Origin of the sequence: Marinomonas piezotolerans, assembly GCF_003362755.1 — a bacterium.
Taxonomy (GTDB): domain Bacteria; phylum Pseudomonadota; class Gammaproteobacteria; order Pseudomonadales; family Marinomonadaceae; genus Marinomonas; species Marinomonas piezotolerans.
Genome location: NZ_QKRA01000003.1, coordinates 530823 through 547258, shown reverse-complemented (window position 1 = coordinate 547258; position 16436 = coordinate 530823). Strand labels below are relative to the sequence as shown.

19 protein-coding genes are annotated in these 16436 nt (G+C 44.9%); 9 read left to right on the top strand and 10 right to left on the bottom strand.

The features are described 5' to 3' along the window. Positions 1-28 precede the first annotated feature (28 nt). From glnD to DN730_RS10140, 4 genes are all read left to right on the top strand, one after another. The gene (gene glnD / locus DN730_RS10155) at positions 29-2728 is read left to right on the top strand and encodes a [protein-PII] uridylyltransferase (RefSeq protein ID WP_115467999.1); all 2700 of its coding nucleotides are present in this window, start codon (positions 29-31) and stop codon (positions 2726-2728) included. Positions 2729-2732: 4 nt separating this feature from the next. Further along, positions 2733-3929: a succinyldiaminopimelate transaminase gene (gene dapC, locus DN730_RS10150; RefSeq protein WP_115467998.1), complete on the top strand. Its 1197-nt coding sequence runs from the start codon at positions 2733-2735 to the stop codon at positions 3927-3929. 30 nt (positions 3930-3959) lie between these two features. Beyond that, a complete protein-coding gene (gene dapD, locus DN730_RS10145) occupies positions 3960-4997 on the top strand; it encodes a 2,3,4,5-tetrahydropyridine-2,6-dicarboxylate N-succinyltransferase (protein WP_115467997.1) in 1038 nt (345 codons plus the stop codon). 67 nt (positions 4998-5064) lie between these two features. Further along, positions 5065-5412, top strand: coding sequence for an ArsC family reductase (locus DN730_RS10140; protein WP_115467996.1), 348 nt, complete (start codon positions 5065-5067; stop codon positions 5410-5412). 7 nt (positions 5413-5419) lie between these two features. Here DN730_RS10140 and DN730_RS10135 read toward each other — a convergent pair whose 3' ends face one another. Next, positions 5420-5635: a hypothetical protein gene (locus DN730_RS10135; protein WP_115467995.1), complete on the bottom strand. Its 216-nt coding sequence runs from the start codon at positions 5633-5635 to the stop codon at positions 5420-5422. A 69-nt stretch (positions 5636-5704) separates the two neighbouring features. Between DN730_RS10135 and dapE the strand changes: the two genes are divergently transcribed. From dapE to panD, 4 genes are read left to right on the top strand one after another with little or no spacing between them, the layout of a single operon-like run. Then, a complete protein-coding gene (gene dapE, locus DN730_RS10130) occupies positions 5705-6844 on the top strand; it encodes a succinyl-diaminopimelate desuccinylase (RefSeq protein WP_115467994.1) in 1140 nt (379 codons plus the stop codon). An 8-nt stretch (positions 6845-6852) separates the two neighbouring features. After that, positions 6853-7128, top strand: coding sequence for a hypothetical protein (locus DN730_RS10125; protein WP_115467993.1), 276 nt, complete (start codon positions 6853-6855; stop codon positions 7126-7128). Positions 7129-7133: 5 nt separating this feature from the next. Further along, positions 7134-7505, top strand: coding sequence for a hypothetical protein (locus DN730_RS10120; RefSeq protein ID WP_115467992.1), 372 nt, complete (start codon positions 7134-7136; stop codon positions 7503-7505). A gap of 45 nt (positions 7506-7550) precedes the next feature. Beyond that, positions 7551-7931, top strand: a complete 381-nt coding sequence (gene panD / locus DN730_RS10115) for an aspartate 1-decarboxylase (RefSeq protein ID WP_115467991.1) — start codon at positions 7551-7553, stop codon at positions 7929-7931. A 73-nt stretch (positions 7932-8004) separates the two neighbouring features. Here panD and tpx read toward each other — a convergent pair whose 3' ends face one another. Both tpx and DN730_RS19365 read right to left on the bottom strand, forming a co-directional pair. Beyond that, a complete protein-coding gene (gene tpx / locus DN730_RS10110; protein WP_115467990.1) occupies positions 8005-8502 on the bottom strand; it encodes a thiol peroxidase in 498 nt (165 codons plus the stop codon). Positions 8503-8528: 26 nt separating this feature from the next. Beyond that, the gene (locus tag DN730_RS19365) at positions 8529-8963 is read right to left on the bottom strand and encodes a cold-shock protein (protein ID WP_115467989.1); all 435 of its coding nucleotides are present in this window, start codon (positions 8961-8963) and stop codon (positions 8529-8531) included. A gap of 306 nt (positions 8964-9269) precedes the next feature. On the opposite strand from DN730_RS19365, the gene DN730_RS10100 reads away from it, so the two are divergent. Further along, entirely contained in the window at positions 9270-9488 is a 219-nt protein-coding gene (locus DN730_RS10100) for a SlyX family protein (RefSeq protein ID WP_115467988.1), read from the top strand. A gap of 2 nt (positions 9489-9490) precedes the next feature. Here the strand turns inward: DN730_RS10100 and DN730_RS10095 are convergent, their stop codons facing one another. The 7 genes from DN730_RS10095 to mazG form a co-directional block, all read right to left on the bottom strand. Further along, on the bottom strand, positions 9491-10276 hold the full coding sequence (locus DN730_RS10095) for a class I SAM-dependent methyltransferase (protein WP_115467987.1): 786 nt from the start codon (positions 10274-10276) through the stop codon (positions 9491-9493). Next, on the bottom strand, positions 10263-10544 hold the full coding sequence (locus DN730_RS10090; protein ID WP_115467986.1) for a hypothetical protein: 282 nt from the start codon (positions 10542-10544) through the stop codon (positions 10263-10265). Before DN730_RS10090 ends, DN730_RS10095 begins: the two co-directional genes overlap by 14 nt. Before the next feature lies 1 nt (position 10545). Continuing rightward, a complete protein-coding gene (locus DN730_RS10085) occupies positions 10546-11352 on the bottom strand; it encodes an undecaprenyl-diphosphate phosphatase (RefSeq protein WP_115467985.1) in 807 nt (268 codons plus the stop codon). Positions 11353-11356: 4 nt separating this feature from the next. Next, positions 11357-12064 (bottom strand): tRNA (adenosine(37)-N6)-threonylcarbamoyltransferase complex dimerization subunit type 1 TsaB, encoded by a 708-nt coding sequence (tsaB, locus tag DN730_RS10080; RefSeq protein WP_115467984.1) that lies wholly within the window; start codon positions 12062-12064, stop codon positions 11357-11359. Positions 12065-12071: 7 nt separating this feature from the next. Next, complete coding sequence (adk, locus tag DN730_RS10075; RefSeq protein ID WP_115467983.1) at positions 12072-12728, bottom strand: adenylate kinase; 657 nt, start codon at positions 12726-12728, stop codon at positions 12072-12074. A gap of 228 nt (positions 12729-12956) precedes the next feature. Next, positions 12957-15587, bottom strand: a complete 2631-nt coding sequence (gene ppc, locus DN730_RS10070) for a phosphoenolpyruvate carboxylase (RefSeq protein WP_115467982.1) — start codon at positions 15585-15587, stop codon at positions 12957-12959. 47 nt (positions 15588-15634) lie between these two features. Continuing rightward, positions 15635-16435 carry a nucleoside triphosphate pyrophosphohydrolase gene (gene mazG, locus DN730_RS10065; RefSeq protein ID WP_245957936.1) on the bottom strand — a complete coding sequence of 267 codons (801 nt, stop codon included), beginning with the start codon at positions 16433-16435 and terminating at the stop codon, positions 15635-15637. Position 16436 lies beyond the last annotated feature (1 nt).

The following is a 16436-nucleotide window of genomic DNA, read 5'->3' as shown; positions in this document are numbered from 1 at the left end:
CTCCGCCGACACTTTAAAGAGGCCCTGTATGGATTTCCCTGCTTTTCCAGATGCCCCACCTTTATTTAGCGAAGCTGAAAAGCTTGAGATGGCGTCTGCTAAAACCGGAGCCAAACGGTTCCGCGAACTGATCAATGAAAAAACAAAATCCTACGACGATTTATTTCATGATCTTTATCCAATTGATAAATTGGTTAAGGGGCTTTCCAGGCTTTATGACGAAGTGATGCAAGCGGCTTGGCAACGAGCAGGGCTAGACCTTGAAAAGGGTGTTGCAATGATCGCTGTCGGCGGGTATGGCCGGGGAGAGCTTCACCCGAAATCGGACATAGACCTACTCATTCTTATTCGCGACGGTGCTGAGCCTTCAGCAGAAAAAATGGAAGCGTTTATTACCTTCCTTTGGGACTTGAAATTAGATGTCGGCCACTCAGTACGCTCAGTATCTCAATGTGCAGAACTCGCTGCCAACGATGTAACAGTCATCACAAACTTAATTGAGTCACGAAACTTATCTGGCGACCCAGAGCTTCTTGCCAACTTAAAGCTCAAAATCGACGTCAACCATATGTGGGATGGTAGGTCATTTTACCGAGCCAAAATAGCTGAGCAGGAAGAACGCCACGCAAAATATCAGAACACCGCCTATAACTTAGAGCCCAACATAAAAGAGTGCCCTGGTGGCTTACGAGACATGCAGGTGATTGACTGGGTAGCCAAACGCCACCTACACACTCATCGACTTAGCGCTCTTATCGATAAAGAATTCCTCTCTGAAGATGAATACATCCAATTGAAAGGGGCTGTAGCCTCTATATGGCGGATTCGCTGGGCACTACACATGACCGTTGGCCGAAAGGAAGATCGCCTTCTTTTTGATCATCAAAGAACTCTTGCAAAGATTTTTGGCTTTGATGACAAAGACCTTAAGCGAAACGTTGAACGCTTTATGCAAGGCTATTACCAAAGTGTTGCTGCCATTCAACAACTGAACGATCTACTTCTACAGCACTTTGAAGAATCCTTCCTGCTTTCAGAACAGGAACCAGATATAGAGATCGTTAACGAGCGCTTTCAAATCGTAAATGGGCAACTTGAAATTCGTTCGCCAGATGTCTTTCAAAAAACACCATCTGCCATGCTTGAGCTATACAAAATCATGGGAGAACACGACAACATACAAGGCATCCGCGCGTATACTATGCGAGCACTTCGCGACAACCTTGATCTAGTCGATGATGATTATCGTAACACTCCCGAGAATACCCAACTGTTTTTAGATATTATTGCGAGCCCCTATCGCATGACTCGGGCGTTGCGTTCAATGAAGCATATTGGTTTGCTGGGGCGATACCTACCTGAGTTCGCCAGCATCATCGGACAGATGCAACATGACTTGTTTCACATCTATACCGTCGATGCCCACACCTTGCAGCTGGTAGAGAACCTCCGTCGTTTCTGGTTACCAGAAAGTCGCGCTAAATTTCCTATTTCCTCCCAAACAATCCGCCATGTGCCAAAAGTAGAATTGCTATATATCGCAGGCCTCTATCACGATATTGCAAAAGGTAGAGGTGGCGATCACTCAGAGCTGGGGTGCGTTGATGCACGAGAATTTTGTGAGCGCCATAACCTAAGCAAACGTGAGACGGATTTAATTGTTTGGCTAGTAAGGCACCACTTACTAATGTCTGTTACAGCTCAAAGAAAAGACATCTCTGATCCAGAAGTAATTTGGGAATTTGCGAGCATTGTTAAAGACCAAGAGCATCTCGATTACCTTTTCCTACTGACGGTAGCTGATATCAATGCAACCAACCCCACCATGTGGAACAGCTGGCGCGCTGCCTTAATGCGACAACTATATTTAGAAACGAAACGCGCGCTTCGTCGTGGACTTGACTCCCCTATTGATGCTGAAATGCAAAGCGACGAACACAAGCAGCGAGCCCTCGAGATTTTGATAGAGCGTAATATCGACATGATCGACGCTGAAGAAATATGGGAAAAAATCGAAGAAGAGTATTTCATTCGTTCCAGTGGCGATGAAATTGCGTGGAATACAGAAGCGATTTTAAAACATCGCCCCAGCACAAAACCCTTAGTTGCAATTAGTTCTCTTGGCGGGCGCAATTTTTCTGGTGCAAGCAAGGTCTTTATCTACACCCCTATCGCTAGCCACCTTTTCGCAGTGACGGCAGCCCTATTCGAGCAAATGGGGCTTACCATCCTCGATGCTAAAATTAATACAACCACCGACAACTATAGTCTTGATACGTTTGTCGTAATGGAGAATCTAGATAACAACGACACGAATTTATATCTAGACAAAGACCGCATAGAAATCATGAAAGAGACCTTAATTGAGCAGCTCGACTCACCATCACTTTATGAAAGCGTGATTAAGCGGTTCACTCCTCGTCACTTAAAGATTTTCAACGCTCCGTCTACCGTACACTTTGTAAGTCAACCAGAAGAGGTGTGGTCTGCTTTAGAGGTCACGGCTCCCGATCGCCCAGGCTTACTAGCTATGATTGGTCAGTTCTTTATGGAACAAAAACTGATGCTACACAAAGCTAAAATCGCCACTTTAGGCGAGCGAGTGGAAGACACTTTTTATATCACTGAAGATAATGGTGATTTAATCACCGACCCTGTGCGCATGGACCATCTTTGTAACACTCTGAAAGACAGCATTGACCGCTTCTCTCAGGCCACGGAACAATAAACTCATGAATCCTCTTATTCGATCACTACATCCTTACCCGTTTCAAAAGCTTGCCGACTTACTTAATGGCCTCCAACCTAACCCAGAGTTGCCACTGATAAAACTAACCATCGGTGAGCCTCAACACGAAGCGCCAAGTATTGTCATTGATACACTGAAAAAATCCTTAGATGGTGTTTCAAAATATCCAGCAACAAAAGGTGAGGCGCGCTTACGCCAAGCCATCGCCAATTGGGCTAGCAATCGCTTCAACCTTACATCGCTTGACGCAGACACTCAGATCTTGCCAGTCACAGGGACCCGAGAGGCACTTTTCGCTATTACTCAGGCACTAGTTGGCGAAAAAGATCAACCTCTTGTCGTTAGTCCAAACCCGTTTTATCAAATTTACGAAGGCGCTGGCATTTTAGCCGGTGCCGAACTGCACTACCTTCCATGTAACGCTGAAAATCATTACAAAATCGATTATAAAGCGGTTTCTGATAAGGTTTGGCAACGATGTGAGCTTTTATTCGTCTGCTCCCCAAACAACCCCGCAGGAAGCGTAACAACGCTGGAGGAATACGAATACCTCATCAACAAAGCCAAACAGTATAATTTCACCATTGTTGCAGATGAGTGCTATTCAGAAATATATTTCGATGAAAAACCTCTTGGGTTGCTCGACGCCTGTACACAGCTAGGTAACCCATCATTCAAAAACTGTTTGATATTCCAATCGCTTTCAAAGCGCTCAAATCTACCAGGTCTTCGTTCTGGCTTCGTTGCAGGAGATGCCGAGCTTCTTGCACCGTTTTTGCTCTATCGAACGTATCATGGTTGCGCTATGCCAATACATCATCAGGACGCATCCGTTACAGCATGGAGCGATGAGGCACACGTTTCTTTAAACCGTGACATCTACCAGCGTAAATTTGATCAAGTCTTGGAGATACTTGCGCCTGTTATGGATATCAGCAAGCCTGAAGCAGGGTTCTACTTATGGCCCAAACTTCCCATGAACGACGAGACATTCTGTATAAAACTCTATGAAGAGGAATCAGTATTGGTACTGCCGGGAAGCTACCTGGGCCGAGATGTCGACGGACACAACCCTGGTACAAACCACGTACGTATGGCGCTGGTTGCGGAAGAATCCGAGTGTGTCGAAGCAGCCCAACGCATTGCCCGCTTCATAAACAAACATAATAAACCCCTTTAATTAACCCTATTCTTAGGAGCATTTTTCTAAATGAGTAACACTACATTCGCAATTGGCTTAGGTATCGGCACCCAAAACAAAGAAGGCACATGGCTTGAAGTGTTTTATCCTTCACCAAGTGTTTCACCGGATAAAAGTATTATTGATGCCGTGATCGAAAGCACTAACTACGAAGGCGGCAATGCAACCTTAGTCTTGGACGAAAGCGACCTTAATCGCCTTCACTTAACACTACTTAAAGCAGGACACGTTGAGCTGGCCGAACGTGCATCACGCTTAAAAGCATCCACGCAGCCTGTAGTACTTTGCATCCTAGAAGAAGACAAAGCCCCAGCGAATCCCGCAGAAGTCTACTTGAAGTTACAACTCATCTCCCATCGCCAAGTTAAGCCTCACAATACTGTTCTAGACGGCATGTTCGGCTTACTCGTTAACACAGCGTGGACCAGCGAAGGTCCTATTGATGTACGTGAATTAGCTGACCGCCAACTCACTGCTCGTATGGAAGGCCGCACAATCGAAGTGTTCAGTGTGGATAAGTTCCCTAAAATGACCAACTTCGTGGTACCGACAGGTGTTCGTATTGGCGACGCCGCTCGGATACGTTTAGGGGCGCACCTAGGAGAAGGCACGACAGTGATGCATGAAGGCTTTGTGAACTTCAATGCAGGCACACTAGGCACAAGCATGGTAGAAGGTCGAATTTCTGCTGGCGTCGTTGTTGGCAACGGTTCTGATTTGGGGGGTGGCTGCTCGACGATGGGGACTCTTTCTGGAGGCGGCAATATCGTGATTGCTGTCGGTGAAGAGTGCTTGATCGGTGCGAACGCAGGCATTGGCATTGGTTTAGGTGATCGTTGTACCGTCGAATCTGGCTTGTACATCACTGCTGGCTCAAAAGTCGCGGTTCTTGATGAAAATAACCAAGTTGTTTCAAACGTCAAAGCACGTGAACTATCAGGTCAATCCGACCTTTTATTCCGTCGTAACTCTGAAACTGGCGCTATCGAATGCAAAACAAACAAAAGTGCCATCGCGTTAAACGAAGCATTACACGCACATAACTAAGATAATGCTATCAAAATGCCGAAGTAACCACCTTCGGCATTTTTCATTTCTGTTCTCGGAGCATGACATGACCACCATTTATGGCATAAAAAACTGCGACACCATGAAAAAAGCACAACGTTGGCTTAATGATAACAACGTGACTTACGTCTTCCATGATTACCGAAAAGATGGCCTAACCCATGAGCAAGTAGAGCAGTGGATTGAGGTCTTGGGGTGGGAAAACTTAATTAATAAGCGCGGCACAACATGGCGTCAATTAGATAAAACGCAACAAGAAAATATGACTGATGAATTGGCCATATCTGTACTCTTGGATAAACCAGCGATGATCAAACGCCCATTATTAGACCACAACGGCACGCTCACGCTCGGCTTTAAACCAGAACAATATTCAGAGATTTTCGGCATCTAAGCTCAAGCTATTCTTTAAGAACCGGCGTATAAGGAGAGGTTTCAGACAGCTTTTTATCTGAAATTTGAACTGGGCGAACTCGCTCTTCTCTAGGTGACCTTCCGTCACCACGGATTACTGGTACATAATAAGCCTCTTGTACTTGTTTTTCACCGCTACTGTCGTGAAAAAAACTACAACCTGATAATAGAATAGTCACAAGCCCCAATACACCAAATCTCATTACGTCATCCTAGTTGTTTGTCGTGTAGGCAAAGAGCTAAAGTAACCAAACATAAGGCAAAGGTAAAGAATGACCCAATTAACACCGACTCTAGAGCTTGCTTTAGACTTGATTTCCCGACCATCCGTCACGCCTGAGGACGCAGGCTGCCAAGATCTGATGATTGCCCGCCTCGAAAAACTCGGTTTTGACATCGAACGCATGCCTTTTGGAGATGTAAAAAATTTTTATGCCAAACGAGGTAACAGCGGTCCTAATTTGTGCTTTGCAGGTCACACAGATGTCGTGCCAACTGGCCCTGAGAACGAGTGGACAGTTCCCCCCTTCAAACCAGAAATCATTGATGGAGTCCTCTATGGGCGCGGTGCGGCGGATATGAAAGGCAGCCTGGCGTCGATGATCACCGCTGTCGAGGCCTTTGTTACCGCCCATCCAAATCATAATGGACAGATTTCTTTTTTGATCACTAGCGATGAAGAAGGTCCATTCGTCGACGGAACGACACGCGTAGTCGACGCGCTAATGGCACGCAATGAGCAAGTTGATTGGTGTATTGTTGGAGAGCCCTCTAGCACTCACACGTTAGGCGACATTATCAAAAACGGCCGCCGCGGCTCTTTTAGTGGAGATTTAACGGTCTATGGCAAACAAGGCCACGTTGCCTATCCGCACCTAGCAGTAAACCCTATCCATTTAGCAGCACCTGTACTCGACGAGCTCGCCTCTACTGAATGGGATAACGGTAACGACTTCTTTCCCCCTACTAGCTTCCAAGTTTCCAATATCCACTCTGGAACTGGCGCAACAAACGTTGTACCTGGAACACTCTCTGCTCAATTTAACTTCCGTTTCTCATCTGAGTTAACATTTGAGGATCTTAAAGAGAAAGTGGTCACTATTCTAAACAAGCATCAACTCGATTATGATATTGAGTGGACTTACAATGGGCTCCCCTTTCTTACCAAACCCGGTAACCTAGTCGATGCGATGATTGATGCAGTTGAGCGTACTGTCAACGTGACCCCTCAACTGTCAACGTCTGGCGGCACATCAGATGGCCGCTTTATCGCTAAAATGGGTACGCAAGTAGTTGAATTAGGTCCCATAAATGCGACAATTCACCAATTAAACGAGTGTGTTGAAGCAGAGAGCCTTAACCAGCTTTCAACCATCTACCAGCGTATTCTAGAAAACCTAATGGCAAACTAATCTTTTTCATGAACAAACTCCTTAACTTTATTCACCAACTGGCATTGAAGCTTGGCAATAACCCAAAGCTTGCGTTAATGAAGTTGATACAAGGCGGCTTACTTTTCGCCTTTGGAGTGCTCATGATATTTGTTGCCGACAACCTCTTGCTAGATTCCCTGTCGCGAGAAATCATTGCGCTTCTTGGATTGGGTATAGCTGGTATAGGTATTACATGGTCGCTCATAGGATATTTATCCATGAGCGTATTGCGTATTTATCACATGCTAAATAAAAAGGACTAGCTCCTATGCAGCCCGATATCGAAATATACGTATTATCTTGCCCTACTGAGAATATTATCAACTGGCTTAATCAAGATTTTGAAGTCTCAGGCATAGCAACCAATGATACGGGGGCCAAGCTCACAATAACTTACAATACGGCTATTATCCCTGTGACAATTCTAGAGAGAGCAGCCGGTAAGCGTTTTACATCAGTTTGGTTTGATTCTGCTCACACTCCTTGGGATAACGATGCAGAATGTGCAAAGCAAGCTTATGAAGCATTAGCATGTGAAATACGGTGCAACATACAGGGATGGCAAGAAGACTCTAAGGACGATCCCGACCTATGGTGGCGCATTAACTCACATGGCGAAGGCCCCTATATTTGGCGCTAATATTGCTCCACCATCACGCCATACATTTGAGAGTAAAGACAAACTATGCAAATTACATTGCTGAAAGGCAAACTTCATATGGCAGCCGTCACTCAAGCAGAACTTTGGTACGACGGCTCCTGTGCCATTGATAGTGATCTGGTGACACTCGCTGGGCTTAGAGAATTTGAAAAAATCGACATTTATAATGTTGATAACGGTGAGCGCTTTCACACCTATGTGATTTTAGCCGAAGCAGGATCCGGTACGATATCAATGAACGGCGCAGCGGCACGCAAGGTGCAGGTAGGTGATCGTGTCATCATTGCTGCATACGGTCAAATGGATGAAGCGGAAGCAACCACTTTCAAACCCAAGCTCGTTTACCTAAACAACGACAACTCTGTCGAACGAACAACCCATACAATTCCTGTGCAAGTTGACTAGCCGTCAGCTTACAGGCAACAAAAAAGGCCATGCTAATATAGCATGGCCTTTTAAATTAGTACTAAATGCGCGCTTAACTTAATGCCGCAAGCGCTGCATCGTAATCAGGCTCGTCTGCAGTCTCGGCGACTTGTTCTGTATACAGTACCTCGCCTGATTCACTAATAACGACTACCGAACGTGACAGCAACCCAACCAATGGCCCAGTGGTAAACGTTACGCCGTAAGCGGCACCAAAATCAGAGCGGAATGATGAGCCAGTTTCGACATTGTCCAGCCCTTCAGCGCCACAAAAACGTGCAGCAGCAAATGGCAAATCTGCAGACACGCACAATACAGCAGTGTTTTCTAGTTTTGATAACGCTTCATTGAATTTACGAACCGATGTAGCACAAGTCGGCGTATCAACTGACGGGAATATATTTAGTACGAGTTTTTTACCTGAGTAATCAGCTAAAGAAACTACAGAAAGATCTGTTTTAACCAACTCAAAAGCTGGTGCTTTTGAGCCAACCGCAGGCAAGTTGCCTACCGTTTCGATTGGGTTACCTTTTAGAGTTACAGTCGCCATTTCAACCTCTTAATTGATGATGTCGCTTAGTTAGTTTTAACAATAGATACGTTTTCAGCCTGCTTGCCCTTCTCACCTTCGGTAACGTAAAAACGGACTTTCTGGCCTTCAATTAGAAAGCGGCGACCACGGCCGCGAATTGCGCGGTAGTGAACAAATACGTCATCACCACTCTCCATCGTCAAAAAGCCGAAACCTTTAGATGAATTAAACCATTTAACAGTCCCGATCTCTCGATCGTCCTGTTCATCATCTTGTAGATCGTCTTCAGAAGAAGACTGAGTCTTTGTAGAAGAGCTTTCTTGAGAAAAAACTGCACCAAGATATACCGCTACCAACGTAACAGCAAAATAAACTAAATAGTCTTGAGCGATATTCACTCCGACCAACGGTGCAATCACTAAAGGCGCCACTAACGCCAAAATAAGACTAACAATAAATGCACGTACTGAAAAAAACATTTGAGTTCCTTGAATATATTGACGATGTTTTTGTTGTAAGTTCCTATAACAACATTGCCCTTCTAGCGAAGCGCAAGTATTAACCACTCTTATGGAAACGAGCATCCTATTAAATGGAACAATAATACATGCTTAGAGTACTTGAAAATCACTCATCAAACACCATAGATAAGCAGTATCAGTATATCGAGTGTTAGCAAAATTCGCGCCATCGACCCTATGCATCGGTCTTAAGATTATATCGTTAGCAACGGACGCGAAAATAAGTACTTAGCACATCAAAAGACTACCATATAGCGGCTATATATGAATACCTCAGACTTACTTAATAGAATCGATGAGTTGGAAATGAAATCCCAGTTTCAAGAAGAAACGATCGATGCCTTAAATCACGCCCTAACGCTGCAACAAAAAGACTTATTATTACTTAAAGAGCAAATAAAACTGATCGCAAAACAGTTGGAAGCAAACAGGCAGCAGCAGGTAGGCGTTAGTGACAGTAGCGAACGCCCTCCTCATTACTAAGGCTATAGCTCTTCTTTCTCAAGAGAACGTTTAACATAGACGTCAAAGCGGCCAGATTTACCATCAATACGATATGTTGGCTCTTCATTATGTAGGTAGGGCGCGCCCTTCGGCCGCTTGACCACGACCCGATGTCGCGCAAGCTGCCAAGCTTTAGGAAATAAGCTATCGGCATCTAAGTCCGGCCCAACAACATCACGAAAAAACGCCATTTCTTTTTTCACAGCGGCAGACGATTTGTCGTTATGAGGAAACATGGGGTCCAAATAAACGACGTCTGTTGTTTCGGCATCCGGTAACTCAAATATCGTTTTCGGAGCTAAACTAATACGAGACATGATATCTTCTAAGTTTACTACTAGGCGCGCCCGCTCAATACCGTTAGCGAGCAGAGCTCGAACAAACCCAACTCGCTCATACAACTCAACAGAACACCCCAAAGAAGCCAAAACAAACGCGTCTCGCCCCAATCCTGCCGTTGCATCAATGACCTGAATACTAGAACGTTTATTCAAGCCAATTGCTTTAGCGATATCTTGACCTTTACCACCACCAAATTTACGACGATGATCAACGGCTCCACTTGCTAACTCTACTGACACAGGCTTTGGAGCTCCCTTACCTGTTTTCGCTATTGCGAGCACCCCGTCCTCATGTATAAGCAAATACTCATACTGAGTGACATATTTTAACTCTGTCTTTAAAGTAAATGTCGGGAGTCTTAACTGCCTCGCTAGCTCTTTAGAATAGTCGCCATTAATAACAACGGCTAGATTATGCGTAGACATCAACACCAATCAATAGATTACGAGGATTTGAGGAGGCAAGGGATTGTGTACTTTGATATGCAGAAAGAGCCTCTTGAGCAAAAGCAGACAAGCCCTCTACTTTGGAAAAGCGACTCGACTCTCCGTTAGCATAAGATTCAAATTGCTGAATAGGACTAGAGGAGTGAGTCAATGGAGTCGGTTCACTCGATGCGGTCACAGCGGGTAAAGTCGTATTCGTCTTCTGCCTTGGCTGTGAAACAATAGGTAAATTGCCGTCGACTCTCATATTAACGCCCTAAATTCACGACAATCAATAACGCTACACCTAAAACCAATCGATATATCATAAATGGTAAAAAGCCTATTTTATTTAACCATTTCAAAAACAGATATATACAAAGATAAGCACTGAATGCTGATAGCACAACCCCTGATATGATAGCAGACCAGCCTACCTCTGTATTACTAGAAATAAGCTCTAGAAACTTGAGACCACCTGCAGCCAGAATCAAAGGAATGGATAATAGAAATGAAAAACGTGCAGCGGAGGCTCTAGAAAACCCTAAAAAACGAGCCGCCGTCATAGTAATGCCCGAACGAGATGTTCCAGGTATAAGTGCTAGAGCTTGCGCAAAACCAACAAATAATACGCTTTTAAGAGAGAAATCTTGTTGTTCAAAGTGACTTGGAAAAAAACGATCCGACACCCAAAGTAACACACCAAAGCCAATGGTAGCGTACGCAATTACTTCCATAGAACGAAGATGCGTCTCAATAAAGCTCTCAAAAACATAACCTGCAACGCAAGCAGGTAAGGTCGCAATAATGATCCACCATCCCAATCGGCTGTCATCAGTACTACGACGAGTCACCAACGACGCAATCCAACCATTCGCCACGTTCCAAATGTCACGCCAGAAATAAGTGACGACAGCAGTAAGCGTACCAACATGCACCGCAACATCAAATGCCAACCCTTGATCAGCCCAATCAAAAAGCTGTGCAGGTAATATAAGGTGAGCGGAGCTAGAAACAGGTAGGAACTCCGTTAGCCCCTGAATCAAAGCTAAAAAAACTATGTGATACCACAGCATAATACTAGCGTTTCCCTATTCTAGCGGGTTGTTTTTCCCATGTTATTTCGTCTCTTAGGTAAACTGGCAGTGCTTGATCTGCGTCTACAGTTTTACCTTGATGAAATAGATGCTCAGCTAGCTGCGCAATACATGCCGCTCGAGGAGCGATGCTCTTTATGACTTTTTCCGCTGTTTGCGGCAAAACACTATTGAGTTCATCTTTATAGACCCAACCAGACCCGACACCTTGATAACTAATCTTTATCGGCTCGAGGTTGTCAGGCTTAATAACTCGCTCTGGAAACGTCTCATCTGCAACCCAGCGTCCTTCTACTTGGTGAAGCTCATATCCTCCCAAATATATCTCGCCCATTCGGGCATCCAATGCAGATAACCAAGAAGTATGGTTGGTCTCCAAACCACCTTCCAATGCCATTGCTGCCAAAGTGGACACCGGAACTACCGGCAGATCTGCTCCATATGCGAGCCCTTGTACTACGCCAGCGCTAATGCGCAGCCCCGTAAATGAGCCTGGTCCTCGACCAAATGCAATGGCATCTAATTGAGACAACGTTAGGTTTGCTTGGGATAAAATCTGATCCACCATAGGAAGAATCAAGTCATTATGCTGACGCGGTGCCATACGAAAGTCTTCGAGGACAGCCCCATCCTTGATCAACGCCACAGAACATGCTGGCGTTGATGTATCGATAGAGAGAATAGCGGTCATTTAACGATTAAGCCTTTAGTGCTGCAATCAAGCCTTGTTTAATTTCATTCAAATCACCAACGCCATCCACTTTTACAAATTTAGGAGCTGTTGCGGCATCTGTTTCTTGCCAAGCTTGATAATACCCGATAAGTGGTGCTGTTTGATCATGATAAATACCAAGACGCTTGCGCACAGTCTCTTCTGTATCGTCTGGTCGCTGAATGAGCTCCTCGCCTGTTTCATCGTCTTTCCCTTCTACTTTTGGAGGGTTATACACAACATGATACGTGCGGCCGGATGCTTCATGAACTCGGCGACCACTCATTCGCTTCACAATCTCTTCATCAGCAACATTGATCTCTACTACAAAGTCGATCGCTACACCTGCTTCTTTCAAGGCATCAGCTTGAGGGATAGTACGAGGGAAACCATCAAATAGCGCCCCCTTGACACAATCGTCTTCTTTCAAACGCTCTTTAACCAACCCAATGATAATATCGTCAGATACTAGTTGCCCTGCATCCATTACCGCTTTTGCTTTTAAACCAAGTTCTGTACCCGCTTTTACTGCCGCACGAAGCATGTCGCCTGTCGAAATTTGCGGAATGCCAAACTCTTCAGTAATAAACTGGGCTTGAGTACCTTTACCGGCGCCTGGAGCGCCTAACAAAATAACTCGCATAAATATATCTCCAAAAGTTTGCTTTAAAACTGGTAATCGCGAGCCTATAAGAAGTATTCGTCATTGGCTTACACCACAAACATACTGTGGCAAAGCCTTCTTACGCTCGCTAACATAAAATTTAGGGCAGCCTAGAATACAGAAAGCCGAGCTAAATTTGCAAACAATCCAGTATATTTAGGGCCTAACAGTGCCGTTATGTTACATATTTTTGACTTTTCCCTATATTTAGCCCGTGTTTTGCATGCCACTGGCAATACCTGCCATGGTAATCATAAGAGCCTTATTCACCGCACTATTGTTATCATCAATGCGGCTTCGATGTAAAAGCTCTGCTTGCAAGTAATGCAAAGGGTCAATATAGGGGTTGCGAACATCGATCGACTGCCTAATCGTTTTGTTATCTTCAATGAGACGCTCTTGTTGTTTAACCTCTTTAACCAAATCACGCACTTGAGACAATTTTCGTCTTAGCAACCGACCTAGTCCTTGCAGTTCTTCAGGTACTAAGCGTTTTTCATAGTACTCGGAGATATCGGGCTCTGCTTTGGCCAACACCATATCCAACATATCAAGATAAGCACCAAAAAATGGCCACTCTTTATGCATTTCACGAAGCTTTTCAAGGTTTCCAGAATCGACACTTTGTTGCAACGCACTCTCCGCACCAAGCCAAGCAGGTAGCATCATACGGATTTGCATCCATGCGAAAATCCACGGGATTGCGCGTAAACTCTCAACACCACCATCAGATTTTCGACGCGCAGGACGCGAGCCTAGTGGCAATTTGGCAAGCTCTTGCTCGGGAGTGATCGTACGAAAATACGGTACAAAGTCTTCATGCCCTCTCACTATCGCGCGATATTGGTTCATGCCCTCCTCAGCCATTTCATCCATTAGCGCACGCCACTCTTCTTTTGGCGAAGCCGAAGGTATCAATGAGGCCTCTAATACCGCTGAGCAATATAACTCCAGTGAACGCACTGCGATATCGGGAATACCAAATTTAAAACGAATCATCTCACCCTGCTCAGTCACGCGGATCGAGCCTTTCACCGAACCAGGGGGCTGAGACAAAATCGCAACATGTGCGGGACCGCCGCCTCGCCCAACCGTACCACCTCGGCCATGAAATAGGGTCAAATGAATACCATGTTTTTGACATAACCTAGTCAGAGCTTCCTGCGCTCGATATTGCCCCCATGTCGCTGCAATTTGTCCCGCGTCCTTGGCGGAGTCAGAATAGCCAATCATCACTTCTTGATGACCATTGATATACGCCTTATACCAAGGCAAAGAAAACAGCTGCTCAATGATGGGTTCCGCATTATCTAGGTCGGCCAGCGTCTCAAACAAGGGCACTATGCGCATATGGAATTGCACGCCAGACTCTTTTAGTAACAAGGCGACCGCCAACACATCTGAAGGTGCACTCGCCATTGAAATAACATACGAACCAAAAGAGTTTTTGTAACCGCTAGCAATGGTTTTAAATGTACTAAGTACTTCTTCGACCATCGGCTCTGGAGACCAATCATTCGGTATTAAAGGTCTCTTAGAGTTAAGCTCTGCCAGTAAAAAAGCTTGGCGGGAAGCTTCATCCCATTCAGCATAATCTCCGAGGCCATAGAAACGCGTAATCGCAGATAAGACTTCAATATGCTTAGACGCATCTTGGCGCACATCTAGACGAACTAAGGTCATACCAAATGTGGCAGCACAACGAATGAGGTCCAAGACCGACCCATTGGCAATAACCTTCATCCCGCAATCTAAAAGCGATTGATAGCATAAAGATAAATCCTCGATCAGCTCTTGATTGTCCAGCATTATTCCTTCGTCGCTGATCGCCTGGCCGTCTAAGCGAGCCTTAGCCCAATCTTTGGTTTTCGAGATCTTGTTTTCTAAACGCCTTATGATTTCACGGTATGGTTGCGTACTGTCACCAACTCTTGCACGCAATGCGTCATTACATTGAGTCATAGAAAACTCAGAGCGAAGATTCATTAAATCTTTAAGGTACAGATCAGCCGCCATCCAACGCGCTAACAACACCACCTCTTCAGTCACAGAGTGAGTCACATTAGGGTTTCCGTCTCGATCTCCCCCCATCCATGTTGCAAATCGAATGGGAGCTAAATCAAGCGGCAGTCGCTCTTGGTCAGTATACTCACCAAACTGTTCATCAAGCTGACGGAAGAATCGCGGGACAGCTTGCCAAAGTGATTGCTCAATAACTGCAAACCCCCATTTAGCTTCGTCCACTGGGGTCGGCCGCTGATCACGAATCTCGTCAGTGTGCCAAGCTTGGGTAATAATTTCATTTAAACGGCGAACATGCTTGGTTTCTTCAAGTGGTAGAATATTATCTTTATCTAACGCTTCTAATTCACTGGATATGTTATCAAACTTACGTATCAATGAGCGTCGAACCACTTCAGTAGGGTGCGCGGTCAATACCAAATCTATCGCTTGGGAGCGCAATGATTCAATCATCTGCTCAGGACTGATCTGCTGTTCCTTAAGACGCGCCAGCAAATCACCAACAGGGTTTTTATAAATCCCCAAACTCTCATTGGTGCGACGCCTATGGACACGATGGTACTGCTCAGCGATATTTGATAAATTCAAGAATTGGTTAAATGCTCTCGCAACTGGAACAATATCTTTATCATCTAACGCCTCTAGTGCTTCGATTAATGCACTAGAGTCCCCTGTTTGGCGACCATCTTTAGACAGCAACCGAATATTTTCAACAGTCTCCAGAAACTCTTTACCTAAGTGATTACTCATTGTTTCTCCTAAGCAATCACCTAACAAACGTACATTTTCTCTTAACGAAGCCTGACGATCGGTCACAACACGTCTCCTTTCAATCTGAGGTCACTCGAAGGCACGAACAAATCTTACAAACCTTGAGCTTTAGCGTTATCCCACAATTGGTCCAATTCATCCAAGGAGCAATCGCTTAATGGTCTCTTATTCTGCGACAATGCGGTTTCTATATAATGAAAACGGCGCCGGAATTTTACGTTAGTTCGCATTAAAGCCTGCTCAGGTGAAATGGAAAGGTGACGCGATAAATTAGCGATAGCAAACAATACGTCCCCCATTTCAGCCTCAGCCTCATCTCTCGATAATTCCTTTACAGCCTCTTCTAGTTCGTCTAGCTCTTCACGAATCTTATCAAAAACAGGGGTAATGTTATCCCAATCAAAGCCTACCTTACTCGCTTCTTTTTGAAGCTTAACCGCTTGCATCAAGACTGGCATACTTTCAGGAACTACATCTAACAGCCCTTGCTCAGCTTTGCCTTTCAAACGCTTTTCTTCGGCTTTAATTGCTTTCCATTGCTGTGACATTTCCTCATCGCTATACACTGAAGGCTTGCCAAAGCTATCAAAGGTGCCATCAGGAAACACATGGGGATGCCGGCGAATCATTTTCTGTATAATCGTTTGTACTACATCAGAAAAATTAAAGGCATTTTCTTCACTTGCGATTTGAGCGTGAAACACCACCTGAAATAACAAATCCCCCAACTCTTCCTTAAGCTCTACGCGATCTTCACGAACAATCGCATCAAGTACTTCGTAGGCTTCCTCAAGCGTATAGGGGATAATGCTTTCAAAATTCTGTTTGATGTCCCAAGGGCATCCATACTGACGATCCCGCAACATAGTCATTAATGCTAATAGATCATCCATG

Coding starts and splice junctions, on each gene's coding strand:
- glnD (WP_115467999.1), top strand. CDS start 29: ATGGATTTCCCTGCTTTTCCAGATGCCCCACCTTTATTTAGCGAAGCT.
- tsaB (WP_115467984.1), bottom strand. CDS start 12,064: ATGACCGCTATTCTCTCTATCGATACATCAACGCCAGCATGTTCTGTG.
- DN730_RS19365 (WP_115467989.1), bottom strand. CDS start 8,963: ATGTTTTTTTCAGTACGTGCATTTATTGTTAGTCTTATTTTGGCGTTA.
- DN730_RS10135 (WP_115467995.1), bottom strand. CDS start 5,635: ATGAGATTTGGTGTATTGGGGCTTGTGACTATTCTATTATCAGGTTGT.
- DN730_RS10120 (WP_115467992.1), top strand. CDS start 7,134: ATGCAGCCCGATATCGAAATATACGTATTATCTTGCCCTACTGAGAAT.
- DN730_RS10095 (WP_115467987.1), bottom strand. CDS start 10,276: ATGTCTACGCATAATCTAGCCGTTGTTATTAATGGCGACTATTCTAAA.
- DN730_RS10090 (WP_115467986.1), bottom strand. CDS start 10,544: ATGAGAGTCGACGGCAATTTACCTATTGTTTCACAGCCAAGGCAGAAG.
- DN730_RS10140 (WP_115467996.1), top strand. CDS start 5,065: ATGACCACCATTTATGGCATAAAAAACTGCGACACCATGAAAAAAGCA.
- adk (WP_115467983.1), bottom strand. CDS start 12,728: ATGCGAGTTATTTTGTTAGGCGCTCCAGGCGCCGGTAAAGGTACTCAA.
- dapE (WP_115467994.1), top strand. CDS start 5,705: ATGACCCAATTAACACCGACTCTAGAGCTTGCTTTAGACTTGATTTCC.
- dapD (WP_115467997.1), top strand. CDS start 3,960: ATGAGTAACACTACATTCGCAATTGGCTTAGGTATCGGCACCCAAAAC.
- mazG (WP_245957936.1), bottom strand. CDS start 16,435: ATGGATGATCTATTAGCATTAATGACTATGTTGCGGGATCGTCAGTAT.
- panD (WP_115467991.1), top strand. CDS start 7,551: ATGCAAATTACATTGCTGAAAGGCAAACTTCATATGGCAGCCGTCACT.
- DN730_RS10100 (WP_115467988.1), top strand. CDS start 9,270: ATGAATACCTCAGACTTACTTAATAGAATCGATGAGTTGGAAATGAAA.
- dapC (WP_115467998.1), top strand. CDS start 2,733: ATGAATCCTCTTATTCGATCACTACATCCTTACCCGTTTCAAAAGCTT.
- DN730_RS10085 (WP_115467985.1), bottom strand. CDS start 11,352: ATGCTGTGGTATCACATAGTTTTTTTAGCTTTGATTCAGGGGCTAACG.
- DN730_RS10125 (WP_115467993.1), top strand. CDS start 6,853: ATGAACAAACTCCTTAACTTTATTCACCAACTGGCATTGAAGCTTGGC.
- tpx (WP_115467990.1), bottom strand. CDS start 8,502: ATGGCGACTGTAACTCTAAAAGGTAACCCAATCGAAACGGTAGGCAAC.